Annotated in this window: 16 protein-coding genes and 1 pseudogene; 8 read left to right on the top strand and 9 right to left on the bottom strand. The window is 32.8% G+C overall.

Going from position 1 to position 15,426, the window contains the following annotated elements; genetic code table 11:
• Positions 1 to 56: 56 nt before the first annotated feature.
• The 4 genes from KA845_RS01005 to KA845_RS00990 all read right to left on the bottom strand — a co-directional run bounded on the left by KA845_RS01005 (position 57) and on the right by KA845_RS00990 (position 2,269).
• On the bottom strand, positions 57 to 371 hold the full coding sequence (locus tag KA845_RS01005) for a DMT family transporter (RefSeq protein ID WP_021458951.1): 315 nt from the start codon (positions 369 to 371) through the stop codon (positions 57 to 59).
• Positions 371 to 694, bottom strand: a complete 324-nt coding sequence (locus tag KA845_RS01000; protein WP_002510078.1) for a DMT family transporter — start codon at positions 692 to 694, stop codon at positions 371 to 373. Before KA845_RS01000 ends, KA845_RS01005 begins: the two co-directional genes overlap by 1 nt.
• 444 nt (positions 695 to 1,138) lie before the next feature.
• Entirely contained in the window at positions 1,139 to 1,606 is a 468-nt protein-coding gene (locus tag KA845_RS00995) for a CHAP domain-containing protein (RefSeq protein WP_002509324.1), read from the bottom strand.
• A 318-nt stretch (positions 1,607 to 1,924) separates the two neighbouring features.
• On the bottom strand, positions 1,925 to 2,269 hold the full coding sequence (locus tag KA845_RS00990) for a DUF4870 domain-containing protein (protein ID WP_031266534.1): 345 nt from the start codon (positions 2,267 to 2,269) through the stop codon (positions 1,925 to 1,927).
• Positions 2,270 to 2,462: 193 nt separating this feature from the next.
• Between KA845_RS00990 and KA845_RS00985 the strand changes: the two genes are divergently transcribed.
• Together KA845_RS00985 and nhaC are read left to right on the top strand one after the other, a co-directional pair.
• Positions 2,463 to 3,533 carry an NAD/NADP octopine/nopaline dehydrogenase family protein gene (locus KA845_RS00985; protein ID WP_002509322.1) on the top strand — a complete coding sequence of 357 codons (1,071 nt, stop codon included), beginning with the start codon at positions 2,463 to 2,465 and terminating at the stop codon, positions 3,531 to 3,533.
• A gap of 33 nt (positions 3,534 to 3,566) precedes the next feature.
• Positions 3,567 to 4,967: a Na+/H+ antiporter NhaC gene (gene nhaC, locus KA845_RS00980; RefSeq protein WP_002509321.1), complete on the top strand. Its 1,401-nt coding sequence runs from the start codon at positions 3,567 to 3,569 to the stop codon at positions 4,965 to 4,967.
• A 452-nt stretch (positions 4,968 to 5,419) separates the two neighbouring features.
• On the opposite strand, the gene KA845_RS00975 is transcribed toward nhaC, so the two are convergent.
• Positions 5,420 to 6,157 (bottom strand): CHAP domain-containing protein, encoded by a 738-nt coding sequence (locus tag KA845_RS00975; protein WP_021458953.1) that lies wholly within the window; start codon positions 6,155 to 6,157, stop codon positions 5,420 to 5,422.
• Positions 6,158 to 6,654: 497 nt separating this feature from the next.
• On the opposite strand from KA845_RS00975, the gene KA845_RS00970 reads away from it, so the two are divergent.
• The 4 genes from KA845_RS00970 (at position 6,655) to KA845_RS00955 (ending at position 9,913) form a co-directional block, all read left to right on the top strand.
• Complete coding sequence (locus tag KA845_RS00970; protein ID WP_021458954.1) at positions 6,655 to 7,707, top strand: LLM class flavin-dependent oxidoreductase; 1,053 nt, start codon at positions 6,655 to 6,657, stop codon at positions 7,705 to 7,707.
• 13 nt (positions 7,708 to 7,720) lie between these two features.
• Positions 7,721 to 8,080, top strand: a complete 360-nt coding sequence (locus tag KA845_RS00965; RefSeq protein ID WP_002509318.1) for a DoxX family protein — start codon at positions 7,721 to 7,723, stop codon at positions 8,078 to 8,080.
• Positions 8,081 to 8,278: 198 nt separating this feature from the next.
• Complete coding sequence (locus tag KA845_RS00960) at positions 8,279 to 8,629, top strand: transcriptional regulator, SarA/Rot family (RefSeq protein WP_002509317.1); 351 nt, start codon at positions 8,279 to 8,281, stop codon at positions 8,627 to 8,629.
• A gap of 204 nt (positions 8,630 to 8,833) precedes the next feature.
• Positions 8,834 to 9,913, top strand: a complete 1,080-nt coding sequence (locus tag KA845_RS00955; RefSeq protein WP_103388516.1) for a PTS sugar transporter subunit IIC — start codon at positions 8,834 to 8,836, stop codon at positions 9,911 to 9,913.
• Between the two features lie 53 nt (positions 9,914 to 9,966).
• Here the strand turns inward: KA845_RS00955 and KA845_RS00950 are convergent.
• The 4 genes and pseudogenes from KA845_RS00950 to KA845_RS00935 form a co-directional block, all read right to left on the bottom strand.
• Positions 9,967 to 10,668 (bottom strand): annotated as a pseudogene (locus tag KA845_RS00950) (amino acid ABC transporter permease).
• Positions 10,669 to 10,679: 11 nt separating this feature from the next.
• Positions 10,680 to 11,363, bottom strand: a complete 684-nt coding sequence (locus KA845_RS00945) for an amino acid ABC transporter permease (RefSeq protein ID WP_103388514.1) — start codon at positions 11,361 to 11,363, stop codon at positions 10,680 to 10,682.
• Positions 11,363 to 12,205: an amino acid ABC transporter substrate-binding protein gene (locus KA845_RS00940; protein ID WP_021458955.1), complete on the bottom strand. Its 843-nt coding sequence runs from the start codon at positions 12,203 to 12,205 to the stop codon at positions 11,363 to 11,365. Before KA845_RS00940 ends, KA845_RS00945 begins: the two co-directional genes overlap by 1 nt.
• Positions 12,202 to 12,951 carry an amino acid ABC transporter ATP-binding protein gene (locus tag KA845_RS00935; RefSeq protein WP_103388512.1) on the bottom strand — a complete coding sequence of 250 codons (750 nt, stop codon included), beginning with the start codon at positions 12,949 to 12,951 and terminating at the stop codon, positions 12,202 to 12,204. Before KA845_RS00935 ends, KA845_RS00940 begins: the two co-directional genes overlap by 4 nt.
• A gap of 147 nt (positions 12,952 to 13,098) precedes the next feature.
• Between KA845_RS00935 and KA845_RS00930 the strand changes: the two genes are divergently transcribed.
• Complete coding sequence (locus KA845_RS00930; protein WP_103388511.1) at positions 13,099 to 14,247, top strand: acyl-CoA dehydrogenase family protein; 1,149 nt, start codon at positions 13,099 to 13,101, stop codon at positions 14,245 to 14,247.
• Positions 14,248 to 14,456: 209 nt separating this feature from the next.
• A complete protein-coding gene (locus KA845_RS00925) occupies positions 14,457 to 15,368 on the top strand; it encodes an ABC transporter substrate-binding protein (protein WP_103388510.1) in 912 nt (303 codons plus the stop codon).
• The last annotated feature ends 58 nt before the right edge of the window (positions 15,369 to 15,426 follow it).

Raw genomic sequence — 15,426 nt, 5'->3', positions numbered from 1 at the left:
TCACTTCCTTTAAAATAAGTATATTAAAGAATAGCATAAGTAACAAATGGAAACGCTTAGCTAATCATTTTTAGTCCAATTACGGCAACGATAATCATGCCGATATAGAAAACGCGTTTTTTATTTTTTGACTCATTATAAAACAACATCCCAACTACAGTGCCACCACCTGTACCCATACCACTCCATATAGCATAAGCAGTGCCCATGGGAATGCCATTCATCGCCAGTTTTAAAGTACTAAAACTACAAATAAATGCAATTGCTAAACACACGACTAACCATTTATTTTTAGTTCTAGTTATTTCATTTAATAAAATAACACCTATTATTTCTAAACAACCAGCTATTAATAAAATTAGCCATGCCATTATGTTTCACCTTCTTCTTCTGTTGAAAGTTTTAACCCAATAATACCTATGATTAAAATAATAATGAACACCATTTTTGTGAAATTAAATGGATTATTAAATAACACCATTTCGACAAGTACAGTACCAACAGTACCTAGGCCAACAAAAATGGCGTATACTGTCCCAACTGGCAAACTTTTGCAAGCTGAGATTACCAAATAAAAGCTTAAGCCAATAAATAATATGACGATAATCCAAGCAAAAGTTGAGTCAGCAATATTAAGTCCTGTTACCCAAATTACTTCTATGATACCTGCTAAGATAACTTTTAACCATTGCATGTTTGCATCTCCCTTTTAGTAATAAACCACTCCATTTTCTCAAATTTTAAATAGAAGTGCAAAGTGCCCATTCAGTTAGTAAATGCATATATTGTAGTAATCAAAGGGAGTGGGACAGAAATCTGATTTTGAAAAAATGATTTCGTTGTCCCACCCCGGCAAGGATGACTAGCATTGAAGCAAGCTTGGTTTAAAGCGCATTTTCAATGCAGTCAGCTACTGCCAATATGAAAAAAGGTTTCGAATAAAATATGGAGTGGGACAGAAATCTGATTTTGAAAAAATGATTTCGTCGTCCCACCCCGGCAAGGATGACTAGCATTGAAACAAGATTGGTTTAAAGGGCATTTTCAATGCAGTCAGCTACTGCCAATATGAAAAGAGGCTAGGACAATCAATATTGTCCCAGCCTCTTACAAAATATTTGTTAATTTATTTGTCTTATTAGTTAACGTGGATGTAGTTATATGAACTAGCTTCACCAGCAGGAATAGTACGTTCACTTACTGAGTAAGGTCCACCGCTATAGTTCATTTCAGATACTTCAACTGAACCATCGCTATTTACATTTTCAACGTATGCAACGTGGCCCATTGGACCTGATGAAGATTGTAAAATTGATCCAGCTTCTGGTGAATTATTTACAGTATAACCTGCTGAAGATGCTGCTGAAGCCCAGTTATTTGCATTTCCCCATGTAGATCCAATATCTCCGCCTACTTTATCAAATACATACCAAGTACATTGTCCAGCAGTGTATAAGTTACCACTTGAACTTTGTGTTGTAGTTGATTGTGTAGTTTGAGTTGATTGTGTAGTTTCTGCGGCATTTGCTTCTTGTCCGTGATCTAATCCTACGATTGCTGCTCCAATACCTGCTGTTAATGTTGTAGCTGTTACTAATTTTTTCATAATTAAAATATCCTCCCAAGATTTTGTCTAACTTATATAGTAATTCGTTTGATTGTCTGAGTTAAAATTTTTAGCCGCGAATTCATTTTTTTCAACGACAAGTCATACTGTATCAGATAAATTTACGTTTGTGTGGAATGTTATTGTTTTGTAAAGTAATTAAAAAAACCTCACATATCGTTGTAATAAACGATGTGTAAGGTTACAAAATTAAGACAAGGCGCAAAGCCCTATATTAGTTGCTTTACATTGAAAAAATAATGTAAATGCGTTTTTACTATTACAATGGCTGTAAAATATCACAAAATTGTGTAACTATTATTTGAAAAATCTAATAGATAATGGTGGTAAATAATCTTCGCCATTATTTGCTTTCACAATAGCTACAATTGTAAAGATAAGCGAAAGTATTCCTAAAACAAATGAAGTAATAATACCAATAATAATAAAAACTAAAATACCACTAATGATTCCCCAAATAAAGTAAGAGAGAATAAAATTAAAATAATTCTTGCCAGCGCGATCAACAAAAGCTGATTCTTCTCGTTTGATCAACCAAATAATTAACGGCCCAATAAAACCAGTGAAAAAACTCAAGATATAAATAAGCATTGCCATCAGTCTATCATCCTTGCTAGACTGGTTAAGGCGATTTTTATCCATGTTAAATTCAGTATCCTCATGCACGTGTTCAGTCACGAATATCACTCCTTTTCAGTGTATTATAGCAAATACTTAGTATTATATATATAAGAAATAAGTTGAATTTGGTTTTTACTATAGTTTATAAACAACAGAGTTAGGTTATAAAGATGAATAAAGCCTAACAAGTATTTTTATAGAAAGAAGGGAAATTATGAAAATAGCAATTGTTGGATCAGGCAATGGTGCTGTTACTGCAGCGCTAGATATGGTTAATAAAGGACATGAGGTTAAATTATATTGCCGTAATCAATCGATACACAAGTTTGATAAGGCGATGGAACGAGGTGGCTTCGATTTTAAGAATGAAGGCAGTGAACAATTTGTACCATTTACAAATGTTAGTGATGATATGGAATATGTGCTAGAAGGAGCAGAAGTGATTCAAGTTATTATTCCGTCATCGTTTATAGAGCATTATGCACAAACTATGGCGCCTTTTGTGACTGACAAACAACTGATTTTATTTAATATTGCAGCAGCTATGGGGTCTATTCGATTTATTAATGTTTTAGAAGATATGCATATTGATGTAATGCCTAAATTTGCAGAGGTAAATACTTTAACTTATGGTACGCGTGTTAATTTTAATACAGCAGAAGTAAACTTATCACTCAATGTTCGTAAAGTACATTTTACTACGTATGATGCTGAGTATTTATCAGATTCATTTAAGTTAATAGAAAAACTTTATCCATATATAGTGAAAGAAGAAAGTTTATGGAAGACTAATTTAGAAAATGGAAACCCTGAAGTTCATCCAGGTCCTACATTGCTCAATGTAGGCCGAATTGATTATGCAGATGACTTCTCATTATATAAAGAAGGTATCACTAAGCATACGATTAAATTGTTGCATGCAGTAGAATTAGAACGTTTAGCATTAGGTAGAAAACTAGGTTTTGAACTTAATACTGCTAAAGGTGCCAGAATTGAAAGAGGTTATTTATCACAAGAAGATGAAGATGAACCTTTAAATCGTTTGTTTAATACGAGTCCAGTGTTTTCACAAATAAATGGTCCGAATGAAGTGAAAAATAGATACTTAACAGAAGATATAGCTTTTGGTTTAGTTTTATGGTCAAGTCTAGGCAGACTAATAGATGTGAGTACACCGAACATTGATGCAATTATCGTGCTTGCATCTACTATATTAGAAAGAGATTTTTTTGAAGAGGGACTTACAGTAGAAGAGTTAGGGGTCGATAAACTCGGTTTAGACTAATAACCGTAACTAATTGAATAAGGGGGACTGTGTATGGTAAGACAACCAACATTTTTGGAAGCAATATCAACTATTATTGTAATGGTTATTATTGTGATTACTGGATTTGTAGTATTTGAAATACCGATACAGGCATTATTGATAATGTCTTCAGCTTATGCTGCGTGGATTGCTAAACGTGTTGGATTGAAATGGTCAGACTTAGAAGATGGCATTACTAAGCGCTTATCTACAGCAATGCCAGCATTATTCATTATATTAGCAGTTGGTATCGTTGTCGGAACTTGGATGTATTCCGGTACGGTACCAGCATTAATTTATTATGGTTTAGAATTTCTTAATCCGCATTATTTTTTAGTGTCTGCATTTATTATTTGTGCAATAACATCAGTTGCGACAGGTACAGCATGGGGTTCTGCTTCCACAGCAGGTATTTCGTTAATGGCTATAGCACATCAATTAAATATAGATGATGGCATGGCTGCTGGGGCTATTATTGCAGGTGCTGTGTTTGGGGATAAGATGTCGCCGTTATCAGATACAACAAATTTAGCTGCACTGGTTACAAAAGTTAATATTTTTAGCCATATTAGAGCGATGATATGGACAACAGTACCAGCTTCAATTATTGGTTTAATCGTTTGGTTTTTTGCAGGCTTAGGCTTACAGCAGACAGCAAATACTTCACAAATAAATCAATTACTGAATGAATTGGAAAATATTTATAACTTGAATGTTTTTGTATGGCTACCGATCATTATTATTATTATTTGTTTGATTTGTAAAATTGCAACCGTACCAGCGATGTTGATATCGAGTTTAAGTGCGATTTTAGTTGGAACGTTCAATAATAAATTTAATATAGTTGATGGATTTAAATCTACATTTGATGGCTTTAACCAGTCTATGTTGATACATAGTGATGGTTTATCTGAACGTACTATGACTCTCATTCAGCAGGGGGGAATGATGAGTATGACAGAGATACTCGTCACAATATTTACGGGTTATGCATTTGCAGGAATTGTTGAAAAAGCAGGTTGTTTAGATGTTATTCTTCATAGAATTTCTAGTAATATCCATTCGGTCGGACAACTAATTTTAGTAACAATTATTGGTAGCTTAATTATGGTATTAGCTGCTGGAGTTGCCTCTGTTGTTATTATCATGGTTGGTGTATTGATGATGGATATGTATAATAAAATGGATTTAGATCGTTCAAATTTATCTCGAACTTTAGAAGATTCAGGAACAATGATTATTCCATTGATTCCATGGGGGACTTCCGGCATCTACTACACGCAACAATTAGGAGTGACTGTTGACCAGTTCTTTATTTGGACAGTGCCGTGTTATCTATGTATCATATTTGCGTTGTTTTATGGTTTTAGTGGCATAGGTATTAAGAAGCGTAAAGATATAAAAAATGTATAGTTGACTGCGTTATTTTGGTAAAAGTGTAAATAGTATGTAATTAATTTGTTTATTTTAAGTTTTAGTAGTAGTTAAAACGGTTAAATATAACTATGGATGAGATGTATCATTATGTTACATAGTAATACTTGTAGCGATATTATTATGAAGATAACTAATGAGTAATCGTTCACTTTAAATTTTTATAAGAGAAAATATCCTTCAATTTTTTGTCTTATTTTCAGTTTTGTATTGTATATTGTAGCGATACTACAGTACAAAACTGTTTTTCATGAAGCGTAAATTTTAATAGTAAACGTTATGATACTTAACTACTATAATATAAGATAATAAAAATAGGCTATGACCAGTATAGTTGCTGTACTGATTATAGCCTATTAATTATGCTAAGTAAGAGTAAATAAAAAAGGCTAGAACATACTATGTCCAGCCTTTAATAATAAACATCAATCTTAGTGAATGTAGTTGTAGCTTGAAGCTTCGCTTGCTGAAATTGTACGTGAAGTAACAACACCAGCACCTTGGCCGTAGTTCATTTCTGAAACTTCTACTGAACCGTCACTGTTTACATTTTCAACATATGCAACGTGTCCCATAGCACCTGTTGAACTTTGTAAAATTGAACCAGCTTTAGCTGTGTTATTTACTGTGTAACCTGATGAAGCAGCAGCGCTTGCCCAGTTACTTGCGTTACCCCATGTAGAACCAATTTTTCCGCCTACTTTGTCATAAACATAATATGTACATTGACCAGCAGTGTACAAGTTACTTGATGAACCTGAAGCACTTGAAAGTGAAACTGAAGAGCTTGAAGGTGCACTTTGAGTAGTTACTTTAATGTTACGGTCTGAAGTAGAGTTAGAAGCAGCTCCGCCTCCACCAGTTGTGTTATTTGAAGTATAAGATTGGTTAGAGTAGTTGTTATATGAACCACTATTATTTGAATAACTATCATTACTATATGAGCTATAGTTATAGTTATAAGTGTTATGTTGATTTGGGCTCCAATTACCTTGCCAAGTGTAGTTGTAGTTACCTTGTTGGTCTATAGTGTAAGAGTAGCTGTATGAAGTTGGATCATTTGGATTGTATCCACCTTGGTTATTTTCTGCTGCATCAGCTTCGTTTTGAGCAAAAGCAAACGTAGCGATTCCAGCTGTAGCGATAGTAGCTGTAGCGATTTTTTTCATTTTAAAATATCCTCCTAAATTTTTTCTTAATAATAAGTTTTATTTGTATGTCTCTATCGACGATTGTTTATATTTTCTTGGTTGTTTTTACGACAAGAATTAATATATCAGAAAATCATTCATTTGTGCTCAATGTTATTGATTTGTAATTTAGTTCTAATAAAATCGAGTCTTATGTAACAATTCGAAATATAAGAAATTCTTCTAAAAGGCTTGATAGACGGGCATTGAAGGAATTTATAGAGAAAAATTACACGCTAATATATTACAAAGCTGTAAAATAACAGAAAATTTAAAATCAATTGTAAACACATAAATTCAGTAATATGAATATTTAAAAACATATGTATCTTCATATTAATAATAAAAATAACTAATTAATAATATATAAGAGCTTCGAGAAACAATCGAGGATTTGAAGCAATGATATTGACAACAATAAAATAATAGATTAATATCTAAGTATAAAAAGTATACTTATTTAGAGGGAGTGCGCTATGAAAGTTGAATTGGGAATCACATCATTTGCAGATAATAATGACATCATTACAGAAGAAGGTAGACAACCTGCTCTATCTGCAGCACAAAGAATACGCAATATTATAGAAGAAATTGAAACGGCAGATGCTCTAGGCTTAGATGTTTATGGTTTGGGAGAACATCATCGAGCAGATTATGCGGTTTCTGATCCAGTATCAGTATTAGCATCTGCAGCGCGTTCCACTACCCATATAAAATTATCAAGTGCAGTGACGGTATTATCTTCAGATGATCCTGTTCGTGTATTCCAACGATTTTCAACTCTTGATGCACTTTCTAACGGGAGAGCTGAAATTTTAGTAGGTAGAGGTTCATTTATTGAATCCTTCCCATTATTTGGACATAATTTACAAGATTATGAACAATTATTTAATGAAAAATTAGACCTATTAATGAAGATAAATGCACAGACAATTGTTAACTGGGACGGTAATTTTCGTCCTAATATAGATAATTTAGGTGTGTATCCACGTCCTGAGCATGGTAAGTTAAAAATTGGGATTGCAACAGGAGGTACACCAGAATCATCATTAAGAGCAGGGGCATTAGGTTTACCAATAACTTATGCTATAATTGGTGGAGATCCAAAAAGATTTAAGCGCAATGTTGAGATGTACAAATCAAGTGCCTTATCTTATGGACACGATGCTAATCAACTATCTGTTGCTACTCATTCGTGGGGCTTTATAGCGGATACTGATGAAGCAGCAATGCGTGCCTTTTTCCCTTCGTTAAAAGCAAATCATGATATGTTAGGTCGTGAGCGTGGATGGCCACCATATAATGAGTATACTTTTGAAAGAGAAATAAGCCAGCATGGTGCATTATATGTTGGTAGTCCAGAAACAGTAGCACAAAAGATTATTAACACGGTAGAAACTCTAGGTCTTAATCGCTTTATGTTGCATACGCCGGTAGGTTCAATACCTCATGAAGATACACTTAAAACAATTAGGTTATTAGCAACACAAGTGAAACCTATTGTAGATAAATATTTTGAAGATAAATAAGGAGAGAAAGTACATGATTTTACGTTATTTAACAAATTTGAAATTAGCGAAAGAATTATTTGATTCAGCAAAACCTAAATTAAAAGGTGACCAAACAATGAAAGATACATTTGAAAATGTATTTGGTCTACCGGCAAATTCAGTACCTTTAGCTGGTGCTATTGAAGCATTAAGTGCATTATTTTTTGTATTAAGCTTTGCAAGTAAAAAATTATCTCGTTTAGGTTCATTATTTACTTTTGCAGTATTAGGTGTTGCAATTGTAAAACACTTTGAAGCTGGTCATGGTAAGCAAGGTGCTAAACATGCATTAGACTTAACAGGTTTAGCAGCATTAAGCTTTTTAGATACATTTAATGGTAAACAAAAATAATTTTGTGTTGAACGATATTCCAAAAATTTTGGAATATCGTTTTTTTATTTAAGTTTATTTTGGTGTTAGATCTTGTTTTAGCAATTTAACTGTTGAATTTTGATAACACAGTAGTATAAAATAAATATATTAATAATTGTTAAAATTATTATATTGTGAATTATGAAACCTAGAATTAACAACAAAGGAGTGATTACTATGGAGGAAAAAGTATTTAAATCACTTGATGAATTATTTTTGATAAACCAACAACTAAAAGGATTTTTCAAAGTTGTAAAAGCACATTTTAAACTAAATTTTGAAGAAATATATATTTTAAATATTCTTAACAACTGTCAAGGCCATGAAGTTACTGCAAAAGAAATAGCACAACAAACACATTTAAAACCTTATTATTTAACTAAAGCATTACAAAAATTAAAAGATTTAGGGTACTTAAATAAAAAAAGAAGTGACTTCGATGAACGCACAGTTATTGTATTTGTAAATGATCAAGAGAAAGCAAAGATAAGGCATACTATTGAAGAAGTTAAAAAATATTTTATATAGCTATATATTGAGAATACTTACTATCATTGGTTTCATTCGATGAAACGACGTAGTAGGTATTCTTTTTTGTGATTATTCGCAAAATTCAGATAACACTATTTTATTCTATTTAATAAAAAATTGTTCTAATAATAGTTGATATACAAGGTAAAAATGATATAATGAGTTCGTTAATGAAAGCGTATACATAAAAGGAGTTATATCATGAATTTGATTTTAGGTGTCATTTTTTTAGCATTAGTATTATGTTTATTTACTTTATTTACGAGTAAGGCTCCACAAGGTGGAAAAGCTATGGGTGCGTTAGCAAATGCAGCAATAGCTTCGTTTTTAGTCGAAGCATTTCAAAAATATGTAGGTGGAGATTTATTGGGTGTAGATTTTTTAGGTACACTTGGTGAAACGACAGGCGGATTAGGTGGACTTGCTGCAGCAGGCTTAGTAGCATTAGCAATGGGTGTAAGTCCTGTTTATGCCTTTGTGATAGCTTTAGCATGTGGAAATTTAGATTTATTACCTGGGTTTATCGCAGGTTATCTTATAAGCTTTGTTATGAAATGGATTGAAGGCAAAGCGCCAGCAGGTGTAGATTTAATTTTAGCAATAATCGTCATTGCACCGTTAACACGTATTATTGCAATGGGTGTATCGCCATTAGTAGATGCAAGTTTAATGCAAATCGGTAATATTATTAAAGAATCTACTACATCGAGTCCTATTCTCATGGGTATTGTTCTTGGAGGTATCATTACAGTAGTAGCTACTGCACCACTAAGCTCTATGGCATTAACTGCATTATTAGGATTAACTGGCACACCAATGGCAATCGGTGCTTTAGCTGTCTTTGGATCATCATTTATGAATTTTGTGTTATTTAAACGCATGAAGTTTGGTGATCGTAAAACTACGATGTCAGTAGCTATAGAACCATTATCACAAGCTGATATTGTTACTGCCAATCCATTACCAGTTTATGCAACTAATTTTGTTGGTGGCGCTATTTCTGGCATTATCATCGCATTATTTGGTTTAGTCAATGATGCAACAGGAACGGCTACACCTATTGCGGGATTAATGGTAATGTTTGGCTTTAATAATCCGGTAACTGTTATCATTACTGCATCATTATGTGCTATTAGCAGTGCTACATGTGGATGGTTAGGTTCTATGGTGTTTAAAAACTACCCTATAGTAACTAAAGATGAATTGCAGTCAGGCAACATTCCTAAAAAAGTAAAGCAATATTATGCTCGAAAAAAATATTTTGCAGAAAGTTTAGCATAAAATAACACGCTTATTTCAATTAAAAATGAAATAAGCGTGTTTTATTGTGTATGTTAAATAGAGCTTTGAGTGCTTAAGTGGTTTGTAGAATTACTTTCAATTTTATGAAATACTTTTTCTAAAATAATAGCTAATATCCAATAAAATGCGGCTGCAATGGAATAGACTGTAATAAATTGATATCCTTCATTTGCGATAATCCGGCTTACTGCCATAATTTCAGTTACTTGAACTGCGAACGCTAAAGAAGTTCCTTTGATAAGCATAATAAATTGGTTTTCGATATTAGGTAAAGCATAATTAAAAGCTTGAGGTAAAACGATGCGCGTATAAATATGACGATTAGACAAACCTACTGTTTTTGCTGCTTCAATTTGTGAGTAGTCAACTTATAGCAAACCACTTTTCATCGTTTCACTAAGGTAAGCAATTGCGTGTAGAGAAAATGCAATTAAAGCAATCAACATCGGTGAAAACATATCGGGATTGATTTTCAAGCCGAGTGTAGCATTTAAGTATAATATCAAATTAGGTATGCCATAATATAAAATAAATAACTGTATTATGAGGGGCGTACTTCTAATAAATGAATTATAGACAATAATTAACTGTGAAAAAATGGGTGTTTTTCTAATCTGAATGATGGCAAATAACGTCCCTACACTGAGCCCTACAGTCATTGCTACTAAAGATATAATAATTGTATTTGGAAGACTTTTGAATATTTCCCAAATTGTTTGAAAGATAAAGGACAAAGTTTTACCTCCTATACTTGATAAGGTTTTTGAGTAGATTTATTCAGCCAAGCTAAGCTGCCTTGAATGATAAGCGAGATGATCCAATAAATAATTGAAATAACTATATAGACTTCTAGCATGCCCAAACCATAATTGTTACCAATAATTAATTTAACTTGTCCCATCATATCGATAATACCGATTGTAAAAGCCAATGAAGTATCTTTAACGAGTTCAATGATTTGAGTAGTTAAATTTGGAATGGCATTACGTAGGGCTTGAGGTACTATAACTGACAAGAAAATTCTTACAGGAGATAAACCTACTGTTAAGCCTGCTTCAATTTGGTCATAGTCTACAGATAAATAACCTGCTCTAAAAATTTCAGCTAAGTATGCGCCAGTGTGCATTGAAAACGCTAGAATTACAAAAAACAATCTACTAAAATGATTTATATCAATATTAATAATCATAAGTACTTGCGGTAAGGCAAAATACACTAGAAATAATTGTAATATTAACGGTGTGCTACGAATAAAAGAAATATATACACGCACGAGCGAAGATAAAAATTTTATGTGCTTAAGACGTATAGTACATAATATGAGACCTAATATAACGGCAAAAATCAAAGCTAACACAATCATCAATAATGTGAGGGGCAATTTTTGTAATACTTGATTAAAGAGATTTAGCCATTGTTCTAGAGACATTATTGCACCTCCAAGTTATTTTTTTGTTCGTTAATATCTGTTAAATTGTCGAAAACATTAATATCAAAATATTTTCGAGATAATTGTTGTAATTTACCTTCTTTTTTTAATTCAATAGTTGCTTTATCGATATCATCATGCAAACGTTGTTGTTTTTTGTTATAAACGATATGTAAAGGTTCCTTTTTAACAATGCCACCTATTTTGACATCTGCATTTATTTCACTTTGTATGGCGTGGTATGTGTTCCAATTTAAAAACATAACGTCACGACGTTGGTTACTTACAGATTTTAAACTATCACCGTTTGAAGGTTCTTGAATGGTGTTAATATCAATCTTCTGACTATGTTGTTTATTATATTGGCTTAGTATTGAATATAGTCCTCCACTTGGCGCCATAGGTGTTAATGTTTTGCCGGGTAAATCACTTAATTTTTGAATATCATTCGTATCTTTATGTACTGCTAACATCGGTAACGCATAACTATATGGAACATCTTGATATAGAAATTGTTTTTCGCGTTCAGGAGTTTTGAAAAACCAATTAATCCCCATATCAAATTTACCTGCTCCAATACCAACAAGGTTAGACTCTTCTTCTCCAACTTCGTAAGTGAATTTATATTGAGGTAATTTTTTTTCTAATAATTTGAGATAATCCATATCTAAACCAACAAATTCATTATGTTTATTCGTATATAAATAAGGTGGGTTCACTTCTGCTGAGAGTGCGACTTTTATTTCTTTTTTGTTATTATTGTCGGTGTCGTTATTACAAGAAGCCAATAGCAAGCAACTACATGCAATGGTAATGAAGAAAACAATGTGTTTTAACGTCATTTATATACACCTTCAACTTCTACTCTGTTTAAAAAGCGATTCAGTCGCTCAGAATGAGTGTGTTCTAATACTTCTTCTGGACTACCTCTATGTAAAATTTCTCCATTATCTATAAATAAAATTTGATCTGCTATTGCTTTAGCGAAGTTGATTTCATGAGTGACTAAAACCATCGTCATGCCTTCTTCAGCGATAGATTTAATAAGTGATAACACACTTTGAATTGATTCAGGGTCTAGTGCTGAAGTTGGTTCATCAAGTAATAATACATCTGGATTTAGCGCTAATGCACGTACAATGCCAACGCGTTGGCTTTGGCCACCTGAAAGTTGGATAGGATATTTATGTTTATGCTCTAACATATTCACTTTCTTTAAATATGAGAGTGCAATTTCTTCAGCCTTAGCCTTATCATAGTTTTGACCATAAATTAAACCTTCAGTGATATTTTCTAAAATTGTTTTGTTTTTAAATAAATTATAGTTTTGAAATACCATTGCCGATTTATTGCGTAATTGTTTAATGTCCTTTTTGGAATGTTGTTGGGTATTAAATTGGAAGTCGTCTATAGTAATAGTGCCACTCCATGGAGTGGCTAATAAATTAAGTGAACGTAGTAAAGTCGTTTTGCCTGAACCACTCGGTCCGATTATCGCTGTAACTTCTCCTTTACGCTGACTGAAACTGACATCGTTTAATACAGAGTTTGAATTATATTTTAATTTTAAATTATTTACTGTAATCATTGTTATCCTCCTCAATTGCTTGATTTAAAATTATCATATTAATTCTTATCGGTAAAGTAAGATTTTGGGCTGTGAAAGGTTTCAATTGAGTAAATCGAGTGTTAAACTAGGAAAGAATGAAAGATAAGTAAATATGAGGTGATTATATTGAATCGTTCCGCATTAATACATACGGATATTCAACGGAAATGGATTGCAAAATTTGAGCAAGTTAAAGGGCAATTTAGAGAAAATGCCGAATACAATGATAAGAACTCAGACTTTCCATATAAAAATATACAATGGCTAGTAGATGAAGGATATACGCTACTATCCTTACCTAAAGCATATGGTGGTGAAGGTGCCACAATTGAAGATATGGTGATTTTACAAAGTTACTTAGGGTCATTAGATGGTGCTACTGCATTATCCATAGGTTGGCATATAAGTGTTGTAGGTCAAATTTATGAACAACAACTATGGGCGCCAGCTATGTTGGATCAATTTGCACAGGAAATTAAAAATGGTGCATTAGTTAATAGAGCAGTTAGTGAAGCGGAAACTGGAAGTCCAACAAGAGGTGGTAGACCCAGCACGTATGTAACTAAAAATGAACATGGTTATCTCATTAATGGTGTAAAAACATTCACATCGATGAGTAAACGTTTATCCCATTTTATTGTGGGTGCATTTGATTCGGAATCACAGCAAGTAGGCTTTTATTTGGTTGATAAAACTATGCCAGGTGTAGAAATAGCTAATAATTGGAATATGGTAGGTATGCGTGCCACTGAAAGCCATGATTTAGTACTAACTGATGTACAAATTCCAACAGAAAATTTTGTGGAAACACGCGCTGGTAAACCAAGTTCTCCTAATGGTTGGATTTTACACATTCCAAGTACATACTTAGGTATAGCACAAGCTGCAAGAGATTATGCAGTTGATTTTGCCGCAACATATAGTCCGAATAGTGTCGATGGCACAATTGGTGATATTGCTACCGTACAACAAAATATCGGCAAAATGGAATCATTATTATTATCTGCACGACACTTTTTATGGAGTACGGCAAGTTTGTACAATAATCCAGAAAATAACAATATGTGGAACGAAACCTCTGCAAGTAAAGTATTGGTTATGAATCAAGGGTTAGAAGTTATAGATTTAGCAATGCGTATTGTTGGGGCTAAAAGTTTAGAAATGGAGCGCCCATTACAGCGTTATTATAGAGATATGCGTGCTGGTTTGCACAATCCTCCAATGGAAGATATGGCATATACTAATATAGCTAAATCAGTTTTAGGGAAAATTTAATAGCTTTTAAGCGTATTTAGTTATGATTGTTCCACACGGGCAGGCAGAATAAGTTTTATAATTTTGCGTGCGCTAGTATAAGTATAATAGCTGCGGTCAAGTTACTGTGAAAATAATTTTTCTGTTGCCTCTATTTAGGTATTGTAATTAAAAGCGTAAAATTTTATAATATATTGGAAGTGATAATCATTTTCAATGGAGGGTAAATTATGAAGAAATTATGGTTAGTATTAATAGCTTGCGTACTTGTATTAGCAGCATGTGGGAATGGCTCAGACAGTAATTCAGATAAAAATAAAAAAGAAACGAAGTCATATACATTAGATAGTGGTAAAAAGGTGGAAATTCCTAAAAATCCTGAGCGTATTGCATCTGTGGCACCAACTTATGCACCAGGTTTGAAATATTTAGGTGCCAATTTAGTGGCTGTTAGTGATCAAGTAGAGCAAAGTGATGTTATTAAAGATAAATTTAAAGGAGTAGAAAAAGTCGGAGAAAATGATGTAGAAAAAGTTGCTAAAACAAAACCAGATCTCATCATTGCTTATTCTACAGATAAAAATATCAAAAAATATAAAAAAATAGCGCCAACAGTAGTTTTTGATTATGGCAAACACGATTATTTAGATCAACAACAAGAACTTGCTAAAATTGTCGGTAAAGAAAAAGAACAACAAAAATGGGAAAAAGAATGGAAAGCTAAAACGAAAAAAGACGGTGAGCAAATCCAAAATAAAATTGGAAAAGACTCAACTGTAACTATTTTCGATGAGTTTGATAAAAAACTATATACTTACGGTGAAAACTGGGGACGTGGTGGCGAAGTCCTTTACCAAGCGTTCGGCTTGAAAATGCCAGACAAAGTAAAATCGTTAACTGAAAAAGAAGGTTGGGCGGAAATTAAGCAAGAAAAAATGGCTGATTACGCTGGTGATTATATAGTTTCAACGAGTCAAGGAAAAGCAGAGCCAAGTTATCAATCGACTGACTTATGGAAAAACATTCCAGCAGTTAAAAATGATCAAGTCATAAAAATTAATGCCACATCATATTGGTATAATGATCCATATACGTTAGAATTTATGCGTAAAGATTTAAAAGAAAAACTGTTAAATCAATAATTGTAATTCTAATAATAGTGAACACGATGTTTAATAACTTAAAAACATACTGCTCAAC

Source organism: Staphylococcus sp. GDX8P114P-2, assembly GCF_017892945.1.
Taxonomy (GTDB): Bacteria; Bacillota; Bacilli; order Staphylococcales; family Staphylococcaceae; genus Staphylococcus; species Staphylococcus arlettae.
Note: the sequence above shows the minus strand (reverse complement) of the source record. Positions and strands in the feature narration are given on the sequence as shown.

Bases quoted from the DNA above. Each gene is read 5' to 3' on its own strand.
- KA845_RS01005 (WP_021458951.1), bottom strand. From the start codon at position 371: ATGGCATGGCTAATTTTATTAATAGCTGGTTGTTTAGAAATAATAGGT.
- KA845_RS01000 (WP_002510078.1), bottom strand. From the start codon at position 694: ATGCAATGGTTAAAAGTTATCTTAGCAGGTATCATAGAAGTAATTTGG.
- KA845_RS00995 (WP_002509324.1), bottom strand. From the start codon at position 1,606: ATGAAAAAATTAGTAACAGCTACAACATTAACAGCAGGTATTGGAGCA.
- KA845_RS00990 (WP_031266534.1), bottom strand. From the start codon at position 2,269: ATGGATAAAAATCGCCTTAACCAGTCTAGCAAGGATGATAGACTGATG.
- KA845_RS00985 (WP_002509322.1), top strand. From the start codon at position 2,463: ATGAAAATAGCAATTGTTGGATCAGGCAATGGTGCTGTTACTGCAGCG.
- nhaC (WP_002509321.1), top strand. From the start codon at position 3,567: ATGGTAAGACAACCAACATTTTTGGAAGCAATATCAACTATTATTGTA.
- KA845_RS00975 (WP_021458953.1), bottom strand. From the start codon at position 6,157: ATGAAAAAAATCGCTACAGCTACTATCGCTACAGCTGGAATCGCTACG.
- KA845_RS00970 (WP_021458954.1), top strand. From the start codon at position 6,655: ATGAAAGTTGAATTGGGAATCACATCATTTGCAGATAATAATGACATC.
- KA845_RS00965 (WP_002509318.1), top strand. From the start codon at position 7,721: ATGATTTTACGTTATTTAACAAATTTGAAATTAGCGAAAGAATTATTT.
- KA845_RS00960 (WP_002509317.1), top strand. From the start codon at position 8,279: ATGGAGGAAAAAGTATTTAAATCACTTGATGAATTATTTTTGATAAAC.
- KA845_RS00955 (WP_103388516.1), top strand. From the start codon at position 8,834: ATGAATTTGATTTTAGGTGTCATTTTTTTAGCATTAGTATTATGTTTA.
- KA845_RS00945 (WP_103388514.1), bottom strand. From the start codon at position 11,363: ATGTCTCTAGAACAATGGCTAAATCTCTTTAATCAAGTATTACAAAAA.
- KA845_RS00940 (WP_021458955.1), bottom strand. From the start codon at position 12,205: ATGACGTTAAAACACATTGTTTTCTTCATTACCATTGCATGTAGTTGC.
- KA845_RS00935 (WP_103388512.1), bottom strand. From the start codon at position 12,951: ATGATTACAGTAAATAATTTAAAATTAAAATATAATTCAAACTCTGTA.
- KA845_RS00925 (WP_103388510.1), top strand. From the start codon at position 14,457: ATGAAGAAATTATGGTTAGTATTAATAGCTTGCGTACTTGTATTAGCA.